This window comes from Microbulbifer sp. ABF4_143 (assembly GCF_056160225.1).
On the sequence record NZ_JBSWWT010000018.1, the window covers coordinates 1 to 14,518 of the forward strand.

The following is a 14,518-nucleotide window of genomic DNA, read 5'->3' on the forward strand; positions in this document are numbered from 1 at the left end:
GGCTACTTCGTGGTGCGCGACAAGATCAAAACCAACAGCGGCTACGCCCGCAGCCTGCCCCGCACCATCAGCAGCACCTTCGGCAGCGGCAACCAGCGCTGGGCCGCCTGACCAGCCCCTCCGCCGGAGCGGGGCCGGTCGCGCCCCGCTCCGTGTAGCCCCCCTCGCCGCGGCCGCGCTACAATGCCTCCCCTTTTTTCTCCACTACACCCAGTGAACGGCGAGCCATGATTCCAGCACTGCGCGCAGTCGACGAAGTACAGGCGCTCTATCTCCAGTTTCTCGACGCACTGAAGGCGGCCGGTTTCCGCGGCGATCTCAGCCCCAGCTATGCCAGCCGCGCGGTGCTGTCCACCGACAACTCCATCTACCAGGTACTGCCCCAGGCAGTGGTCTACCCGCGCGATACCCGCGACCTGCAGCTGATCGCGGAGCTGGCGGACCGGGAGGAATTCCACCGGGTAGTGCTGTCGCCCCGCGGCGGCGGCACCGGCACCAACGGCCAGTCCCTGACCGACGGCCTGGTGGTGGATATCTCCCGCCATATGAACCGCATCCTCGAGATCAACGCCGAGGAGCGCTGGGTGCGGGTGCAGGCCGGGGTGGTCAAGGACCAGCTGAACGCGGCGCTGAAACCCCACGGTCTGTTTTTTGCCCCGGAGCTGTCCACCTCGAACCGCGCCACCATCGGCGGCATGATCAATACCGACGCCTCCGGCCAGGGCTCCTGCGTCTACGGCAAGACCCGCGACCATGTACTGGAGCTGTCCACGGTGCTGCTCGGCGGCGAACTGTGGCAATCCGCCCCGATAGACGACAAAAAACTGAGCGAAGTCGCCGCGCGCGGCGACCGCGTCGGCAGGGTGCACCAGATCTGCGACGAGATAGCGCGGGACAAGGCCGAGTTGATCGAGCGCAAGTTCCCAAAGCTGAACCGCTGCCTGACCGGCTACGACCTGGCGCATCTACGCCAGACAGAGGGCCAGAAAGAGGGCGAAGGCGAGCGGTTCAACCTGAACAGCGTGCTCTGCGGCTCCGAGGGCACCCTCGGCTTTATCGCCGAGGCGAAACTGAACCTGCTGCCGATCCCGAAATGCGCGGCGCTGGTGAACCTGAAATACGATCACTTCCAGGACGCGCTGCGCGACGCTGCAGACCTGATGGCCGCCGGCCCCATGTCCATCGAGACGGTGGACAGCAAGGTGCTGATGCTGGCGATGGAGGATATCGTCTGGCACAGCGTCAGCGAGTTTTTCCCCAGTGACGAGCGCCCGGTAAAGGGCATCAACCTGGTTGAGTACACCGCCGATTCGGAGGAGGAGCTGGACCGGCTGCTGGCGCAATTCACCCGCCATGTGGACGCAATGATCGGCCAGCCGGGCAAGAGCTTCGGCTACACCATCGCCCGTGGCCACGCCGAGGTGAACCGCATCTGGGCCATGCGCAAGCGCGCCGTCGGCCTGCTCGGCAATGTCGAAGGCGAGAAGCGGCCGATCCCGTTTGTCGAGGACACGGCGGTGCCGCCGGAGCACCTGGCGGACTTTATCGCCGAATTCCGCGCGGTGCTGGACGAGGCCGGCCTCGACTACGGCATGTTCGGCCACGTGGACGCCGGCGTGCTGCACGTGCGCCCGGCCATCGATATGAAAGACCCGGAGCAGGCGGCACAGATACGCCCGATCACCGATAAGGTCGCGGCCCTGACCCGGAAATACAAAGGCCTGTTGTGGGGCGAGCACGGCAAGGGGGTGCGCTCCGAATACGCGCCGGAGTTCTTCGGCGACCTCTACCCGGAACTGCAGAAAATCAAGGCCGCCTTCGACCCGCGCAACCAGTTGAATCCAGGCAAGATAGCCACCCCGGGCGGCGATGCGGCGCTGCTGAAGATCGACGAGGTCACCACCCGCGGCGAGTTGGACCGGCAGATTCCGGTGCAGGTGTGGGACGGCTACGGCGAGGGGGTCCACTGCAACGGCAATGGCGCCTGTTTCAACTGGAACCCCGACGACGCCATGTGCCCCTCCTACAAGGCCACCCGCGAGCGCATCCACTCCCCCAAGGGCCGCGCCACGCTGATGAAGGAGTGGCTGCGGCTGCTGAGTGAACGGAATGTGGACGCGGTGGAAACCGCGCGCAGGTTCCGCGAGCAGTCCTTCTTCGTCGGTCTGCCCGGGCGCATCAAAAACACCCTGGCCAAGATGCGCGGCGAGTACGACTTCAACCACGAGGTCAACGAGGCGATGCAGGGCTGCCTCGGCTGCAAGTCCTGTACCGGCCAGTGCCCGGTCAAGGTGGATGTACCCGAGTTCCGCAGCAAATTCCTCGAGCTCTACTACAGCCGCTACCTGCGCCCGCTGAAAGACTATTTCGTCGGCGGCCTCGAATTCGTGATGCCGCACCTGGCGAGGCTGCCGCAGCTGTACAACTGGCCGCTGAAACTGAAACCGGTGAACTGGCTGCTGGAGCGGGGCCTGGGCCTGGCGGACAGCCCGCTGCTGTCGCAGAAGACCCTGCGCAGGACCATGGCGGAACTGGGCGTGCCCTACGCCAGCCCCGCCAGTCTCGCGGCCCTGGGACCGGCCCAGCGCAGCCGCGCGCTGATTGTCGTCCAGGACGCCTTCACCAGCTATTTCGACGCCGAGGTGGTCGGCGATGCGCTGCGGCTGCTGAAACAGCTGGACTTCGTGCCCCTGGTGGCGCCCTTCAAGGCCAACGGCAAGCCGCTGCACGTGCACGGCTTCCTGCGCCAGTTCCGGCGCGTGGCCGAAGGCAACAGCGCGCTGCTGAATGAACTGGCCGCCAGCGGCGTGCCGCTGGTGGGCGTGGACCCGTCCATGACCCTGACCTACCGCGCCGAGTACCGAAAGCTGCTCGGCGAGGGCGCACCCAGGGTACAGCTGCTACAGGAGTGGCTGGCCGGGCAGCTGGAACACCTCGAAAAACAGCGCCCGCGGCTGAATCCCGCCCGCTTCCACCTGCTTCCCCACTGCAGCGAGCAGACCAACGCCACCGCCAGCCTGCGCGACTGGCAGGCGGTGTTCACCGCCCTGGGGCTGGAACTGCAGACGGAGAGCCTCGGCTGCTGCGGCATGGCCGGCACCTACGGCCACGAGACGGCGCACCGGGAGACCTCGCGGGCGATCTTCCAGCAGTCCTGGGCCCCGCGGCTGTCGCAGTACAAGGCCGGCGAAAACGACGGCCTGCTGGCCAGCGGCTACTCCTGCCGCTGTCAGGCAAAACGCTTCGCGGGTGTTTCTCTGCGCCATCCTTTGCAGGGACTACTGGCGCAGCTGCGGGTTGAGGGGTGATACTGAGGGTTATCGGGACTGACGCGCGAAGCGCCAGACCCGCTGTAGGAGCCTGCAAGCAGGCTCCTACAACCGAGAAGCGAGGCCTGCGCCACCACCGGGATCATTTGATGTACAGAACCCTGACCAAGCTGTTGCTCTGCGGCACCCTGCTGACGCCGGGCCTGGCTTTCCCAGAACCGGCGCCGCAACAGCTGGTGGCCGAAGCCGAGGAGCTGGCCCTGGAGGGCGATTTCGACGCCGCCCTACCCCTGTACGAAAAAGCCATCGCCGCCCTCTCTGACCGACCGCAACAGCAGCAGGCCCTGCGCTACCGCTACGGCATAGTGCTGAACGCCCTCGGCGCGCGCGCGCGCCCGGATCTCTACCCGCTGGCGCGGGCCCAGTTCGAGGCGGTGCTGACCTACCTGGACGGCGGCGGGGCGCTGGACTCCCCTCCCCCCTTCGCGCATTCGGCCGCCCGCGTGCGCTCGGCGCTGGCCCACACCTACCACCAGCAGTCCGCCAGCGAGGAGGACGCGATACAGCGGGCCCACCTGCTGCGCACCGCCTACCTGCTCTACAGCGGCGCCGCCCGGGACCTGGCGCGGGAGCGGGAGTGGCACAATCTGGCCATCACCTATTTCAACCTGGGCCAGGTGTGCGAGTGGCAGGGCAATCTGGAAGAGGCGGTGGAGTGGCTGGAGAAGGCCGTCGCGCTCGACGAACGGCACGGCTTCGCCGATCTGCACGAGGACCGCGACTACCTGCTGGCGCTGCGCCGACAGATCAATCCCCCCGCGCGCGCCGGCGCCACGGCGCTCTAGCGCCCTCCAGCTCCCGGTTGGGGCTGCGACGGAACATCCATCCTAATCGCCGGTAAAATCCCGCCTCCCGGGCACTGTTTTTCCCCTCGAATCGGTTATTTGCCCGAAGTCGGCACTTTTCGGACCGACAGTCACAAAAAATCTAATAGAAATTTTTTACTTTTCGGCCCGCCAATAGACCCCTTTCCCCGAACCGCTGTTGCGCAATCGTTAGGATGACATCGCTGTCTTCGAATATCCGGGCAAGGAAATCGATTACTCAACCAGCGGCGCCATTTCCGGCGATACGGTTACAAAAAATTCATTTGCAAGAACTGTTTTTCAAACAGGCCCAGTATCTGGGCACAGGATTCCAGGCAATGCGATTACAACAGTCAGACCTTACGGCTGCCGCGCGAATCTCGGGAAAAAGTTGATAAGGGTCCGACAGCCTGTAATATAGCGATCGCTGATCAAATTCTGATCAGTTATTTCCAAAGACACTTGGAAATTTCACAGGCACCTGTTGGCTTGTGACCCATTGAATCCTGGAGGTATCGGGACATGTTGAAACAGACTCTGCGCAATTCGGTATTTTTTGTGATCGCGGTTCTCGCGGCATCCGTAAGCCTGAATGCGTCCGCGGGCATCCAAAAGTCGATGACCGTTGACGCCACCGCTTACAACTCAGTGCCGGGACAAACCGATGACGATCCCTGGGTTGCGGCCTGGAACAACCGCCTGCGCCCGGGTGACAAGGTCATCGCCGTATCCCGCGACCTGGAAAAGCACGGTCTCACCAATGGTGCCAAGGTAAAAATTGAGGGTCTGCCCGGCACCTACACGGTGCGCGACCGCATGAACAAGCGCTTCAAGAAGCGTATCGACGTCTGGATGGAGAAAGACATCAAGAAGGCGCGCCAGTGGGGCAAGAAGAAGCTGAAGATCACCTGGGTAGCCCCGAAGAAGTAAACCCAGCGACACACGATCAACTGCCGCGCCGCGGCCCTGAACGCCCCGCCCTCCAGCGGGGCTTTTTATTGGGCCGGCGAAAAGCGAGACCGGGCCAACGCCAGCGCGCCCGGCGCTTACGGCTCAGTTTCCGCGGTAATACCCGGCAGCTCCACGCAGTGGCGGTTGTTGGCGATATGGAAGATACTCGGCTGGCGGTCCTCGTTATAGCGGTGCTCCAGCCCCTCCTCGCCGAACAGGATCAGGTACTCCGACTTGATCCAGCCGTCGCCATCGCGATATTCGCTCAGCCACAGCAGCGAGGGCTGGCCCTCGTAGCAGCGGCCGTAGAACATCCGCGTTCTCTCCACCAGCTGCTTGCTCTGGTAGTCGAGATAGCGGCCGGGATAGGTGTAGCGGTCGGCGGCGGCGACATCCGCCGCCTCGCCGCCGGCTCCGCTGGCCGGCTGAATCCTGTGGATGTAGATGGCCGTATTCTCGTCGCAGTCGATACAGCTGCGCCCCGCCACTATCGCGTAGCCGTTCAACTCGGAGATCAGCTTGGCTTCTTTCAGGCCCGTCTCCAACTGCCGCTCGCCGGAGAGCTGTATCGTCTCCGCCGCCGCACAGGGAAGCATCAGCAGCAGGGTGAGGGTGAGTGCTTTCATGGAGAGGGAAACTGCCCGCGAACCTATAGGGCGCGCCGCCGGAGACAAACGATCCGTGGTTGTCTCGCGACGGTGCTGTGATTGGGTTGTGTGCTGTCACACTGTCGCGATTCCCTTCTAAAGATAACCTTAGCAGCTCTTCGGCAACTGTGTGTCAAACCGCCGGGGCGGGAATGGGAAGGCGGCGCCGGTCATATTACCGGCGCCGGTGGTGGAAATGATTGCGGAGTGCCCGCCGGCCTACCAGCTCTCGTCCGTCTCCTGCACCGGGCCGACGAAGGTCTCTATGCCCTCCTCGCGCAGCGCGTCCATGGCCTCGTCCAGCGCCTCCTCCTCGGTGGCGAAGGAGTCCTCCCACACCGTGGAGTTGTTGTTCTCGTCGACTATCTCCAACAGCCAGCCACCCTCGCCGTCCTCGTAAATATCGATCTGGACGGACAAATCGCCCTCGCGATAGGACTGGCTCAACGCCGACTCTTTGGGTACAAACTCTTCGTCCATGGGATTCGCCTCGCTGTGGCCCATTTGTTGTGGCCAGACTGTGACAACATGCGGCCCGCCGGTCAACCACTTAGCCGGCGATCCGGTGGATTCCCGATCGATTTGCTCGCCGCCGGCCGAGCTGCCTGATAAATGTACGACAATCGCCGCCGTCTGCGATAAAATGCGCGGCGATTTTTCACCGGCAACCGGGCCCTGGGCGCGGCCGCCGGATCCACGCTCCGGATTTACGCTCCGGCCCGCACAAGAGGAAGTACTATGGACCAGACCGTCGTCTGCGCACTCTACAAGTTCGTCACCCTGGACGACTTCGAATCCCTGCGCGAACCCCTGCTCAACCTGATGCTCGAGAAGCGCGTGCGCGGCACCCTGCTGCTGGCCCGCGAGGGCATCAACGGCACAGTGGCCGGCTCCCGCGAGGGCATAGACGCACTGCTCGCCCACCTGAAATCGGATCCGCGCCTCGCGGAGCTGGACTACAAGGAGTCCTACACCGACAAGCCCCCGTTCCTGCGCAGCAAGGTAAAGCTGAAGCGCGAGATAGTCACCATGGGCGTGGAGGGCATAGACCCGCGCCGCTCCGTGGGCACCTACGTCAAACCCGCCGACTGGAACGCGCTGATCTCGGATCCGGAAGTGCTGCTGATCGACACCCGCAACGACTACGAATACCGGGTGGGCACCTTCAAAAACGCGGTGAACCCCAACACCGCAAGCTTCCGCGAATTCCCGCAGTATGTACGCGAAAACCTGGATCCGAAAAAGCACAAGAAGGTGGCCATGTTCTGCACTGGTGGCATCCGCTGCGAGAAATCCACAGCCTACCTGAAGGAGCAGGGCTTCGAGGAGGTCTACCACCTGCAGGGTGGCATCCTCAAATACCTGGAGGAAGTGCCGAAGGAAGAGACGCTGTGGGAGGGGGAATGCTTTGTCTTTGACGACCGCGTGACCGTCAACCACGACCTCAAGCCCGGCAACTACGACCAGTGCAACGCCTGCCGCATGCCGGTGACCCAGGAGGAAAAGCAGTCCCCCATGTTCGAGCAGGGGGTCAGTTGCCCGCACTGCTACGACAAGGTTTCCGAAGCCGACCGGGCGCGCTTCCGCGAGCGGGAAAAGCAGATCCGGCTGGCCAAGCAGCGCGGCGAGGAGCATATCGGCGAGGAGGCGCGGGAAGTCATTGCCGCGCGGCGCCGCCGCAAGCAGGAGGAGCGCCGCCGCCAGGCGCAGCAGGCGCAGCAGGCGCAGAGCGCCTGATCGAGCGGAGCAGCGCTCCTGTGCCCCGCCGCCTGAACCGGCGGGGCTACACCAGCGCCGGCGACGGCGCCCCCTTCTTTACCTGCGCGAGCCAGGCTTCGGCTTCCGCCTCGAGCAGGAATTCCCGTATACCGTGCCCGTGCCGCCTGGCTTCGCTGACGATCACCAGCGACGTATATTGCTCCTGTGCGTACAGCACCGCGATATGCGCCTTGGCGAGCACCGGGTGCGCGGCGATAAAGCGGCCGAACTGGCGCTGCTCCTCCGGCGTCATCACCGAGTGCGCATAGCGCAGGTCCACCAGTACCCGCAGCGGCGTGCGGTGGCCATACTTCGCCAGCAGCCGCGCAACCGCCTCGCGGCGCTCGGCCAGCCCCACGGTGCCATGGAAACCTATCCTGACGATGCCGGGATCGGAGAGATAGGTGATATGAATGCTCATCGGGGCCAGGCCTCTGTGCGTTTGTTGTTTTTATCGCAACCGCGCCGCCGCTGCGGCGCCGACTGCATCACGGTAAAAGATCGCGCGGCAAACTGATATCTTAATCAAATAAATTCCAATAAGCGCGACTCAGCCGATTTCGATTTCCGGCGCCTCCCCATCGCCGCAGCCGAGCCACACCTGTGCCGCGGCGCGGCGGGCTATCTCGCGGTAGAAGCCGGCGATCTCCCCGTCCGGCTCTGCCGCCACGCTGGGCAGGCCCGAATCCGTGCCCTCGCGGATCGCCATCGCCAGCGGCAGCTGGCCCAGCAGGCGCGTATCGTAGTCGGCGGCGATGCGCTCACCGCCGCCGCTGCCGAAAATCGGCTCGCTGTGACCGCAGTTGGAGCAGGTGTGCAGGGACATATTCTCGACGATACCGAGTACCGGCACCGACACCTTGCGGAACATCTCCACCCCCTTGATCGCGTCCTTCAGCGCCAGATCCTGGGGTGTGGTTACGATGACCGCGCCGGCCAGCGTGGTCTTCTGCGCCAGCGTCAGCTGGATATCGCCGGTACCCGGGGGCATATCCACCACCAGATAGTCCAGTTCCCCCCACAGAGTCTGCGACAGAATCTGGTTCAACGCGCCGCTGGCCATCGGGCCGCGCCACACCGCGGGAGTCTCCTCGGTCATCAGATAGCCCAGCGACATGGTCTTCAGCCCCTGCGTCTCCACCGGCAGGAAGAATTTCTGCTCCTTCACCCGCGGGCGCACCCCCTCGGTGCCGAGCATGGTCGGCAGGCTGGGGCCGTAGATATCCGCATCCAGCAGGCCGACGCTGGCGCCCTCGGCGGCCAGCGCCAGGGCCAGGTTCACCGCGGTGGTGGACTTGCCCACGCCGCCCTTGCCCGAGGCCACCGCGACGATATTTTTCACACCCCGCAGCGGCTCGGGCACACCGGCCGCCGGCGTGGCCGGAATCTCACTGAACAGCTCGAACTGCAGCTCGCTGGCGCCCAGCGGGCCGCCCTTCAGCATCGGCAGACAGGCCTCGCGCACCCGCGCGTCCCAGTGCTCCCGCTGGCTGTCGCAGGGATAGCCGAGCGTCAGGCCGACAAATACGGTGCCGTCTTCGAAGCCGACTTCGATCTCCGCATCCAGTTCGTCCAGCACCAGGCCGCTGGCCGGGTCGTGCAACTGCCCCAGGCACTCGGCCAGGCGCTCCAGTTCCGTCTGCACCTCTTGCGGCAAATCCTCGTGATCGTGGTGGTGATCGCTCACAGTGCTTCCCTCTATTCCGAATGTTCAGGTGGCAGCATTGTGTAGGATGGACAAAGCGAGCGCCAGCGGGCCGGCCCGGCGACCCGCCATCCGATGGGCCGGCTGCGCTTTGCCCATCCTACACTGTGGCCAAATCTGCTATATTCCGCGGTCTTTTGACGATCCACGGCCGTTCCGGCCACAACCCTCAGCCGATGGAAGAACCGATGTCCGATACGCGCAACATCCTAGTCACCAGCGCACTCCCCTACGCCAATGGCTCCCTGCACCTGGGCCATGTGCTCGAATATATCCAGACCGACATCTGGGCGCGCTTCCAGCGCGCGCGCGGCCACAACTGCCTGTATATGTGCGCCGACGACGCCCACGGCACCGCCATCATGCTGAAGGCCGAGCAGCTCGGCCTGACACCGGAACAGCATATCGCCAATATGCAGGCGGAACACCAGCGCGACTTCGCCGACTTCCTGATCGGCGTCGACAACTACCACTCCACCCACTCGGAGGAGAACCGCGAGCTGTCGGCGATGATCTACCAGCGCCTGGCCGACAACGGCCATATCGCCTCGCGCACCATCACCCAGGCCTTCGACCCGGAGAAGCAGCTGTTCCTGGCCGACCGCTATATCAAGGGCACCTGCCCGCGCTGCAGCACCCCGGACCAGTACGGCGACAACTGCGAGGCCTGCGGGGCCACCTACAGCCCCACCGAGCTGATCGACCCTGTATCCGCCATCTCCGGCGCCACGCCCATCGAGAAGGAATCCGAGCACTTCTTCTTCACCCTGCCCGCCTTCACCGAGTTCCTGCGCGACTGGACCCGCGCAGGCCACCTGCAGGACGAAGTGGCCAACAAGCTGGCGGAGTGGCTGGAAGAGGGCCTGCAGGAGTGGGATATCTCCCGCGACGCGCCCTACTTCGGTTTCGAGATACCGGACGCGCCGGGCAAGTATTTCTACGTGTGGCTGGACGCGCCCATCGGCTATATGGCCAGCCTGAAGAACTACTGCGACAAAAACGGCCTAGACTGGCAGGACTACTGGAAAAAAGACAGCGACGCCGAGGTGTACCACTTTATCGGCAAGGATATCGTCAACTTCCACGCCCTCTTCTGGCCGGCGATGCTGGATTCCGCCGACTTCCGCACCCCGACCAAGGTGTGCGTGCACGGCTTCCTGACCGTCAACGGCAAGAAGATGTCCAAGTCCCGCGGCACCTTTATCAACGCGCGCAACTATCTCGACCACCTGAACCCCGAGTACCTGCGCTACTACTTCGCCGCCAAACTCACCTCAGGCGTCGACGACCTGGACCTGAACCTGGACGACTTTATCGCCAAGGTGAACTCGGACCTGGTGGGCAAGGTGGTGAATATCGCCTCGCGCACCGCCAAGTTCGTGACCAAAGCCGGCGGCGAGCTGGCCGGTGAACTCGCCGATGAAAAACTCTGGCAGCAGTTTGTCGACGCCGCGCCGCGCATCGCCGACCACTACGAGAGCCGCGAGTACGCCCGCGCGATGCGCGAGATCATGGGCCTGGCCGACGCCGCCAACGCCTGGATCGCCGACAAGGCCCCCTGGTCCCTGGCCAAAGAGGAAGGCAAAGAGGCAGAGGTACTGGCCATCTGCTCCCAGGGCGTGAACATGTTCCGCGCCCTGATCACCTGGCTGGCGCCGGTACTGCCGAACACCGCAGCCAAGGCGGCCGAGTTCCTGAACTGCGCGCTGGACTGGAATGCGGCCACCACACCGCTGGCCGGGCACAAGATCGCAAAATTCAAACCGCTGCTCGCCCGCGTGGAGAAAACCCAGGTGGACGCGGTGATGGAAGCGGCCAGAGAATCCCTGGCGCAGCTGCAGGCGGAAGGCAAGAAAGAAGAAAAAACCGGACCGCTGGCGGAAGAACCGATCGCTGCGGAAATCCAGTTCGACGACTTCGCCAAGGTGGACCTGCGCATCGCGCTGATCGCCAAGGCGGAACACGTCGAGGGCGCCGGCAAGCTGCTGAAGCTGACCCTGGATCTGGGCGGCGAGACCCGCCAGGTGTTCGCCGGTATCAAGAGCGCCTACAAGCCCGAGGACCTGGAGGGCAAGCACACCGTTATGGTCGCCAACCTGGCGCCGCGCAAGATGCGCTTCGGCGTCAGCGAGGGCATGGTGCTGGCCGCCGGCCCCGGCGGCAAGGACCTGTGGATACTCGAACCCCACGCCGGCGCCAAGCCGGGTATGCGGGTGATGTAAACGCCCCCCTGTAGGAGCGGCCGTTGGCCGCGATCGTGCTCGGAACGTTCCCATGCCGATCGCGGCCAACGGCCGCTCCTACAACAATCTCTCGACCAGATCGCAGTAAAAGGAATTCAAGATGCGCGGTGTATTCCTCGACACCCTGACCATGAAACCGGAGGAACTGGACACCTCCGCCCTGCAAAACTGCCTCGACCACTGGGATTTTTACGAAACCACCGCGCCGGCGGAAACCGCCGCGCGCATCGCCGACGCGGATGTGGTCATCACCAACAAGGTGGTGCTGGACCGCGCGCTCATCGCCGGCGCCCCGAAACTGAAACTCATCTGCGTCTGTGCCACCGGCACCAACAATATCGATATGGATGCCGCCCGCGAAAAGGGCATTCCGGTGCGCAACGTCGAGGGCTACACCGGCACCTCCCTCGCCCAGCACACCATCGCCCTGCTGCTGGCACTGGCCACCCGCTGGCACCAGTACCACCAAGACGTAAAAGCCGGGCACTGGAGCCGCTCGCCGATTTTCTGCCGCCTGGACTACCCGGTGGTGGAACTGGCCGGCAAGAATCTCGGCATCATCGGCTACGGTGACCTGGGCCGCAAAGTCGCCGCCCTCGGCGAGGCCCTGGGCATGAAACTTCTTATCGCCGAGTCCTTCACCGGCGAACAAAAACCCGGCCGCACACCGCTGAAAAAACTGCTCGCGGAATCCGACGCGATCAGCTTGCACTGCCCGCTCACGGAACAGACCGACGGGCTGGTCGACAAAGACTTCCTCGCGGCGATGAAAGACGGCGCCTTCCTGATCAACACCGCCCGCGGCGGCCTGGTGGATGAAAAAGCCCTCGCCGACGCGCTCAGAAACGGCCGTATCGGCGGCGCGGCGCTGGACGTGCTGAGCAGCGAACCGCCGCCCGCCGACCACCCGCTGTTGGCGGAGGATATCCCCAACCTGATCATCACCCCGCACAACGCCTGGATCAGCCGCGAGAGCCGCCAGCGCCTGCTCGACGGCGTGGTCGACAATATCCGCCGCTGGCGCAGCGCGCTGTAGCCTGGCCCCGCGGCCGACCGGGAAGTCCCGATAGCGGTTGTGGTCAGCGGTTGCGACTATAGGATACCTATACACCCAAACCTCTGATGAGGAGTGTTCTTATGGCAACCGCAAAATCCATGCAACACAACTCCAGCCGTGAGAAGCTGGCTCAGGCCTACCAACTGGCGGGCGAGGCGGCGCACGACACGGCAGAGAGCCTGAAGGCGCGCGCAAAATCCTCCGTGCAGACCAACAAGCAACGCGCGACGGAAATTGCGGAGAAAGCGGAATCCTCAATCAAGGAGCACCCCGTTCTCAGCGTCGGCTGTGCCTTTGCCGCCGGCTGGATCATTGCGAAGCTGATGAAATAGGGCGTCCCACAGGCTTTTGTGGAGCGCCTGATCCATGGCTCGTATCGACAAATCTCGAGCTTCCGACGAGACACCCGAACCGGCCGCGCCAAGTCGCGGCCGGGACGGTGCCGCGCCGGGGCAAAAAGAAGATGACAGCGAAACCAGTGCGCTGACACGGGCCGACGCCACTCTGACCCTGCTGTCCGCCTGGCTGGTCAATTTCCAGGCGCTGGCCCGCCTGGAACTCAGCCGCACGCTGGCGGCCGGCAAGCGCGTCATCGCACTGCAGCTGCTGCTGTTGCCGCTGGCGCTGGCGCTGGTGTTGAGCCTCTGCGCCGGTGCCGGGCTAATCGGCTACTACTTTTCAGATTCCCTCTACGTCGGCTTCGCCGTCTTTGTGCTGACCCAGATCCTGCTTCTGGGCGCTATCCTGCTGTATCAGAAAAAGCTGAGCACAATGATCGGATTCGACGAGACCCGGCGGCAGGCGAAGGAGGCGCTGAACGATGTCCGTGAACTCTTTAAATAAGCGTATCGAACACTGCCGCCGGGAGATGGATCGGCAGCGCCGCTGCGCGCGAACACTGCTGGCGCAACAGAAGCGGGAAGTGCGCCGGCAGGTGCAGGATATTCCCCTCCCGGCCCTGCTCGGCCTCGCGCTGATCGGCGGATTCCTCGCCCAGAGACTGCTGCGCACACCGGCGCCCTCGCGCGCGCTGCGTTTTTTTCTCAGCTGGCGCGCCCTGTGAGCGGCGACGCTCCGGGCGGGCCAGGCCATTTGAACAGGGCTTAGCGGCCCTCGGCATCGCCGCCGATTTTATCCTGAGTGCGGGTATCGAAATCACTGGCATCGTGGCGCTCGTGCAACTGCGAACTGGGCTCGCCCCAGGTGCGGTTGACCATACGGCCGCGCTTTACCGCCGGCCGCTCGGCGATCTCGTCGGCCCAGCGCACCACATTCTCGTAGGTGTGGACAGTAAGGAATTCCGCCGCGTCGTAGATCTTGCCTTTGACCAGCGCCCCGTACCAGGGCCAGATCGCCATATCCGCGATGGTGTATTCCCGGCCGGCGATATACGGGTGCTCGGCCAGCTGCCGGTCCAGTACATCCAGCTGGCGCTTGACCTCCATCGCGTAGCGGTTGATCGGGTATTCGTATTTCTCCGGCGCGTAGGCGTAGAAGTGGCCGAAGCCGCCGCCGAGAAAGGGCGCACTGCCCATCTGCCAGAACAGCCAGTTCAGGCACTCGGTGCGCTGTGCCGGCGTGTGCGGCAGGAAAGCGCTGAACTTCTCCGCCAGGTAGAGCAGAATCGAACCGGACTCGAATACCCGGATCGGCGGGTGCATGCTCCGGTCGACCAGCGCCGGTATTTTCGAGTTGGGATTCACCTCGACGAAGCCGCTGCTGAACTGGTGCCCCTCGCCGATATCGATCAGGTGCGCGTCGTACTCGGCCCCCTCGTGCCCCAGCGCCAGCAGCTCCTCGAGCATAATCGTCACCTTGACCCCGTTGGGCGTGGCCAGGGAATACAGCTGCAGCGGGTGCCTGCCCACCGGGAGCGCCTTGTCGTGGGTCGGCCCGGCCACGGGGCGGTTGATGTTGGCAAACTTGCCGCCGCTCTCTTTGTCCCACTTCCAGACTCTGGGCGGCGTGTAGCTGTTATCTGACATTGCATCGGCTCCCGACAATCATTCGTAAGGCGCATAC

At 64.1% G+C, this 14,518-nt stretch carries 14 protein-coding genes; 9 read left to right on the forward strand and 5 right to left on the reverse strand.

Annotation, left to right across the window (positions count from 1 at the left end):
* Window positions 1-227: 227 nt before the first annotated feature.
* The 3 genes from ydiJ (at window position 228) to ACXAF3_RS13930 (ending at window position 5,065) form a co-directional block, all read left to right on the forward strand.
* Window positions 228-3,308 carry a D-2-hydroxyglutarate dehydrogenase YdiJ gene (gene ydiJ / locus ACXAF3_RS13920; RefSeq protein WP_475112919.1) on the forward strand — a complete coding sequence of 1,027 codons (3,081 nt, stop codon included), beginning with the start codon at window positions 228-230 and terminating at the stop codon, window positions 3,306-3,308.
* Window positions 3,309-3,418: 110 nt separating this feature from the next.
* Window positions 3,419-4,114 carry a tetratricopeptide repeat protein gene (locus tag ACXAF3_RS13925; protein WP_475112920.1) on the forward strand — a complete coding sequence of 232 codons (696 nt, stop codon included), beginning with the start codon at window positions 3,419-3,421 and terminating at the stop codon, window positions 4,112-4,114.
* Window positions 4,115-4,657: 543 nt separating this feature from the next.
* Window positions 4,658-5,065 carry a 3D domain-containing protein gene (locus tag ACXAF3_RS13930; RefSeq protein WP_475112921.1) on the forward strand — a complete coding sequence of 136 codons (408 nt, stop codon included), beginning with the start codon at window positions 4,658-4,660 and terminating at the stop codon, window positions 5,063-5,065.
* 116 nt (window positions 5,066-5,181) lie between these two features.
* Here ACXAF3_RS13930 and ACXAF3_RS13935 read toward each other — a convergent pair whose 3' ends face one another.
* Both ACXAF3_RS13935 and ACXAF3_RS13940 read right to left on the reverse strand, forming a co-directional pair.
* Window positions 5,182-5,712 (reverse strand): hypothetical protein, encoded by a 531-nt coding sequence (locus tag ACXAF3_RS13935; protein WP_475112922.1) that lies wholly within the window; start codon window positions 5,710-5,712, stop codon window positions 5,182-5,184.
* A gap of 240 nt (window positions 5,713-5,952) precedes the next feature.
* Window positions 5,953-6,213, reverse strand: a complete 261-nt coding sequence (locus tag ACXAF3_RS13940) for a hypothetical protein (protein WP_475112923.1) — start codon at window positions 6,211-6,213, stop codon at window positions 5,953-5,955.
* Window positions 6,214-6,471: 258 nt separating this feature from the next.
* On the opposite strand from ACXAF3_RS13940, the gene trhO reads away from it, so the two are divergent.
* Window positions 6,472-7,470, forward strand: a complete 999-nt coding sequence (gene trhO / locus ACXAF3_RS13945; protein ID WP_475112924.1) for an oxygen-dependent tRNA uridine(34) hydroxylase TrhO — start codon at window positions 6,472-6,474, stop codon at window positions 7,468-7,470.
* Between the two features lie 46 nt (window positions 7,471-7,516).
* On the opposite strand, the gene ACXAF3_RS13950 is transcribed toward trhO, so the two are convergent.
* Both ACXAF3_RS13950 and apbC read right to left on the reverse strand, forming a co-directional pair.
* On the reverse strand, window positions 7,517-7,912 hold the full coding sequence (locus ACXAF3_RS13950; RefSeq protein ID WP_475112925.1) for a hypothetical protein: 396 nt from the start codon (window positions 7,910-7,912) through the stop codon (window positions 7,517-7,519).
* A 129-nt stretch (window positions 7,913-8,041) separates the two neighbouring features.
* Window positions 8,042-9,178, reverse strand: coding sequence for an iron-sulfur cluster carrier protein ApbC (apbC, locus tag ACXAF3_RS13955; protein WP_475112926.1), 1,137 nt, complete (start codon window positions 9,176-9,178; stop codon window positions 8,042-8,044).
* Between the two features lie 206 nt (window positions 9,179-9,384).
* Here apbC and metG point away from each other — a divergent pair, with 206 nt between their 5' ends.
* The 5 genes from metG to ACXAF3_RS13980 all read left to right on the forward strand — a co-directional run bounded on the left by metG (window position 9,385) and on the right by ACXAF3_RS13980 (window position 13,559).
* Complete coding sequence (gene metG / locus ACXAF3_RS13960) at window positions 9,385-11,418, forward strand: methionine--tRNA ligase (RefSeq protein ID WP_475112927.1); 2,034 nt, start codon at window positions 9,385-9,387, stop codon at window positions 11,416-11,418.
* A gap of 121 nt (window positions 11,419-11,539) precedes the next feature.
* Window positions 11,540-12,475 carry a D-2-hydroxyacid dehydrogenase gene (locus ACXAF3_RS13965; protein ID WP_475112928.1) on the forward strand — a complete coding sequence of 312 codons (936 nt, stop codon included), beginning with the start codon at window positions 11,540-11,542 and terminating at the stop codon, window positions 12,473-12,475.
* A gap of 101 nt (window positions 12,476-12,576) precedes the next feature.
* Window positions 12,577-12,828, forward strand: a complete 252-nt coding sequence (locus ACXAF3_RS13970; protein ID WP_475112929.1) for a hypothetical protein — start codon at window positions 12,577-12,579, stop codon at window positions 12,826-12,828.
* A gap of 34 nt (window positions 12,829-12,862) precedes the next feature.
* Entirely contained in the window at window positions 12,863-13,339 is a 477-nt protein-coding gene (locus tag ACXAF3_RS13975) for a hypothetical protein (RefSeq protein ID WP_475112930.1), read from the forward strand.
* Complete coding sequence (locus ACXAF3_RS13980) at window positions 13,323-13,559, forward strand: hypothetical protein (RefSeq protein ID WP_475112931.1); 237 nt, start codon at window positions 13,323-13,325, stop codon at window positions 13,557-13,559. The genes ACXAF3_RS13975 and ACXAF3_RS13980 overlap by 17 nt, the downstream gene beginning before the upstream one ends.
* Before the next feature lie 40 nt (window positions 13,560-13,599).
* Here the strand turns inward: ACXAF3_RS13980 and yghU are convergent, their stop codons facing one another.
* Window positions 13,600-14,481, reverse strand: coding sequence for a glutathione-dependent disulfide-bond oxidoreductase (yghU, locus tag ACXAF3_RS13985; protein WP_475112932.1), 882 nt, complete (start codon window positions 14,479-14,481; stop codon window positions 13,600-13,602).
* Window positions 14,482-14,518 lie beyond the last annotated feature (37 nt).

Bases quoted from the DNA above. Each gene is read 5' to 3' on its own strand.
- ydiJ (WP_475112919.1), top strand. From the start codon at position 228: ATGATTCCAGCACTGCGCGCAGTCGACGAAGTACAGGCGCTCTATCTC.
- ACXAF3_RS13925 (WP_475112920.1), top strand. From the start codon at position 3,419: ATGTACAGAACCCTGACCAAGCTGTTGCTCTGCGGCACCCTGCTGACG.
- ACXAF3_RS13930 (WP_475112921.1), top strand. From the start codon at position 4,658: ATGTTGAAACAGACTCTGCGCAATTCGGTATTTTTTGTGATCGCGGTT.
- ACXAF3_RS13935 (WP_475112922.1), bottom strand. From the start codon at position 5,712: ATGAAAGCACTCACCCTCACCCTGCTGCTGATGCTTCCCTGTGCGGCG.
- ACXAF3_RS13940 (WP_475112923.1), bottom strand. From the start codon at position 6,213: ATGGACGAAGAGTTTGTACCCAAAGAGTCGGCGTTGAGCCAGTCCTAT.
- trhO (WP_475112924.1), top strand. From the start codon at position 6,472: ATGGACCAGACCGTCGTCTGCGCACTCTACAAGTTCGTCACCCTGGAC.
- ACXAF3_RS13950 (WP_475112925.1), bottom strand. From the start codon at position 7,912: ATGAGCATTCATATCACCTATCTCTCCGATCCCGGCATCGTCAGGATA.
- metG (WP_475112927.1), top strand. From the start codon at position 9,385: ATGTCCGATACGCGCAACATCCTAGTCACCAGCGCACTCCCCTACGCC.
- ACXAF3_RS13965 (WP_475112928.1), top strand. From the start codon at position 11,540: ATGCGCGGTGTATTCCTCGACACCCTGACCATGAAACCGGAGGAACTG.
- ACXAF3_RS13970 (WP_475112929.1), top strand. From the start codon at position 12,577: ATGGCAACCGCAAAATCCATGCAACACAACTCCAGCCGTGAGAAGCTG.
- ACXAF3_RS13975 (WP_475112930.1), top strand. From the start codon at position 12,863: ATGGCTCGTATCGACAAATCTCGAGCTTCCGACGAGACACCCGAACCG.
- yghU (WP_475112932.1), bottom strand. From the start codon at position 14,481: ATGTCAGATAACAGCTACACGCCGCCCAGAGTCTGGAAGTGGGACAAA.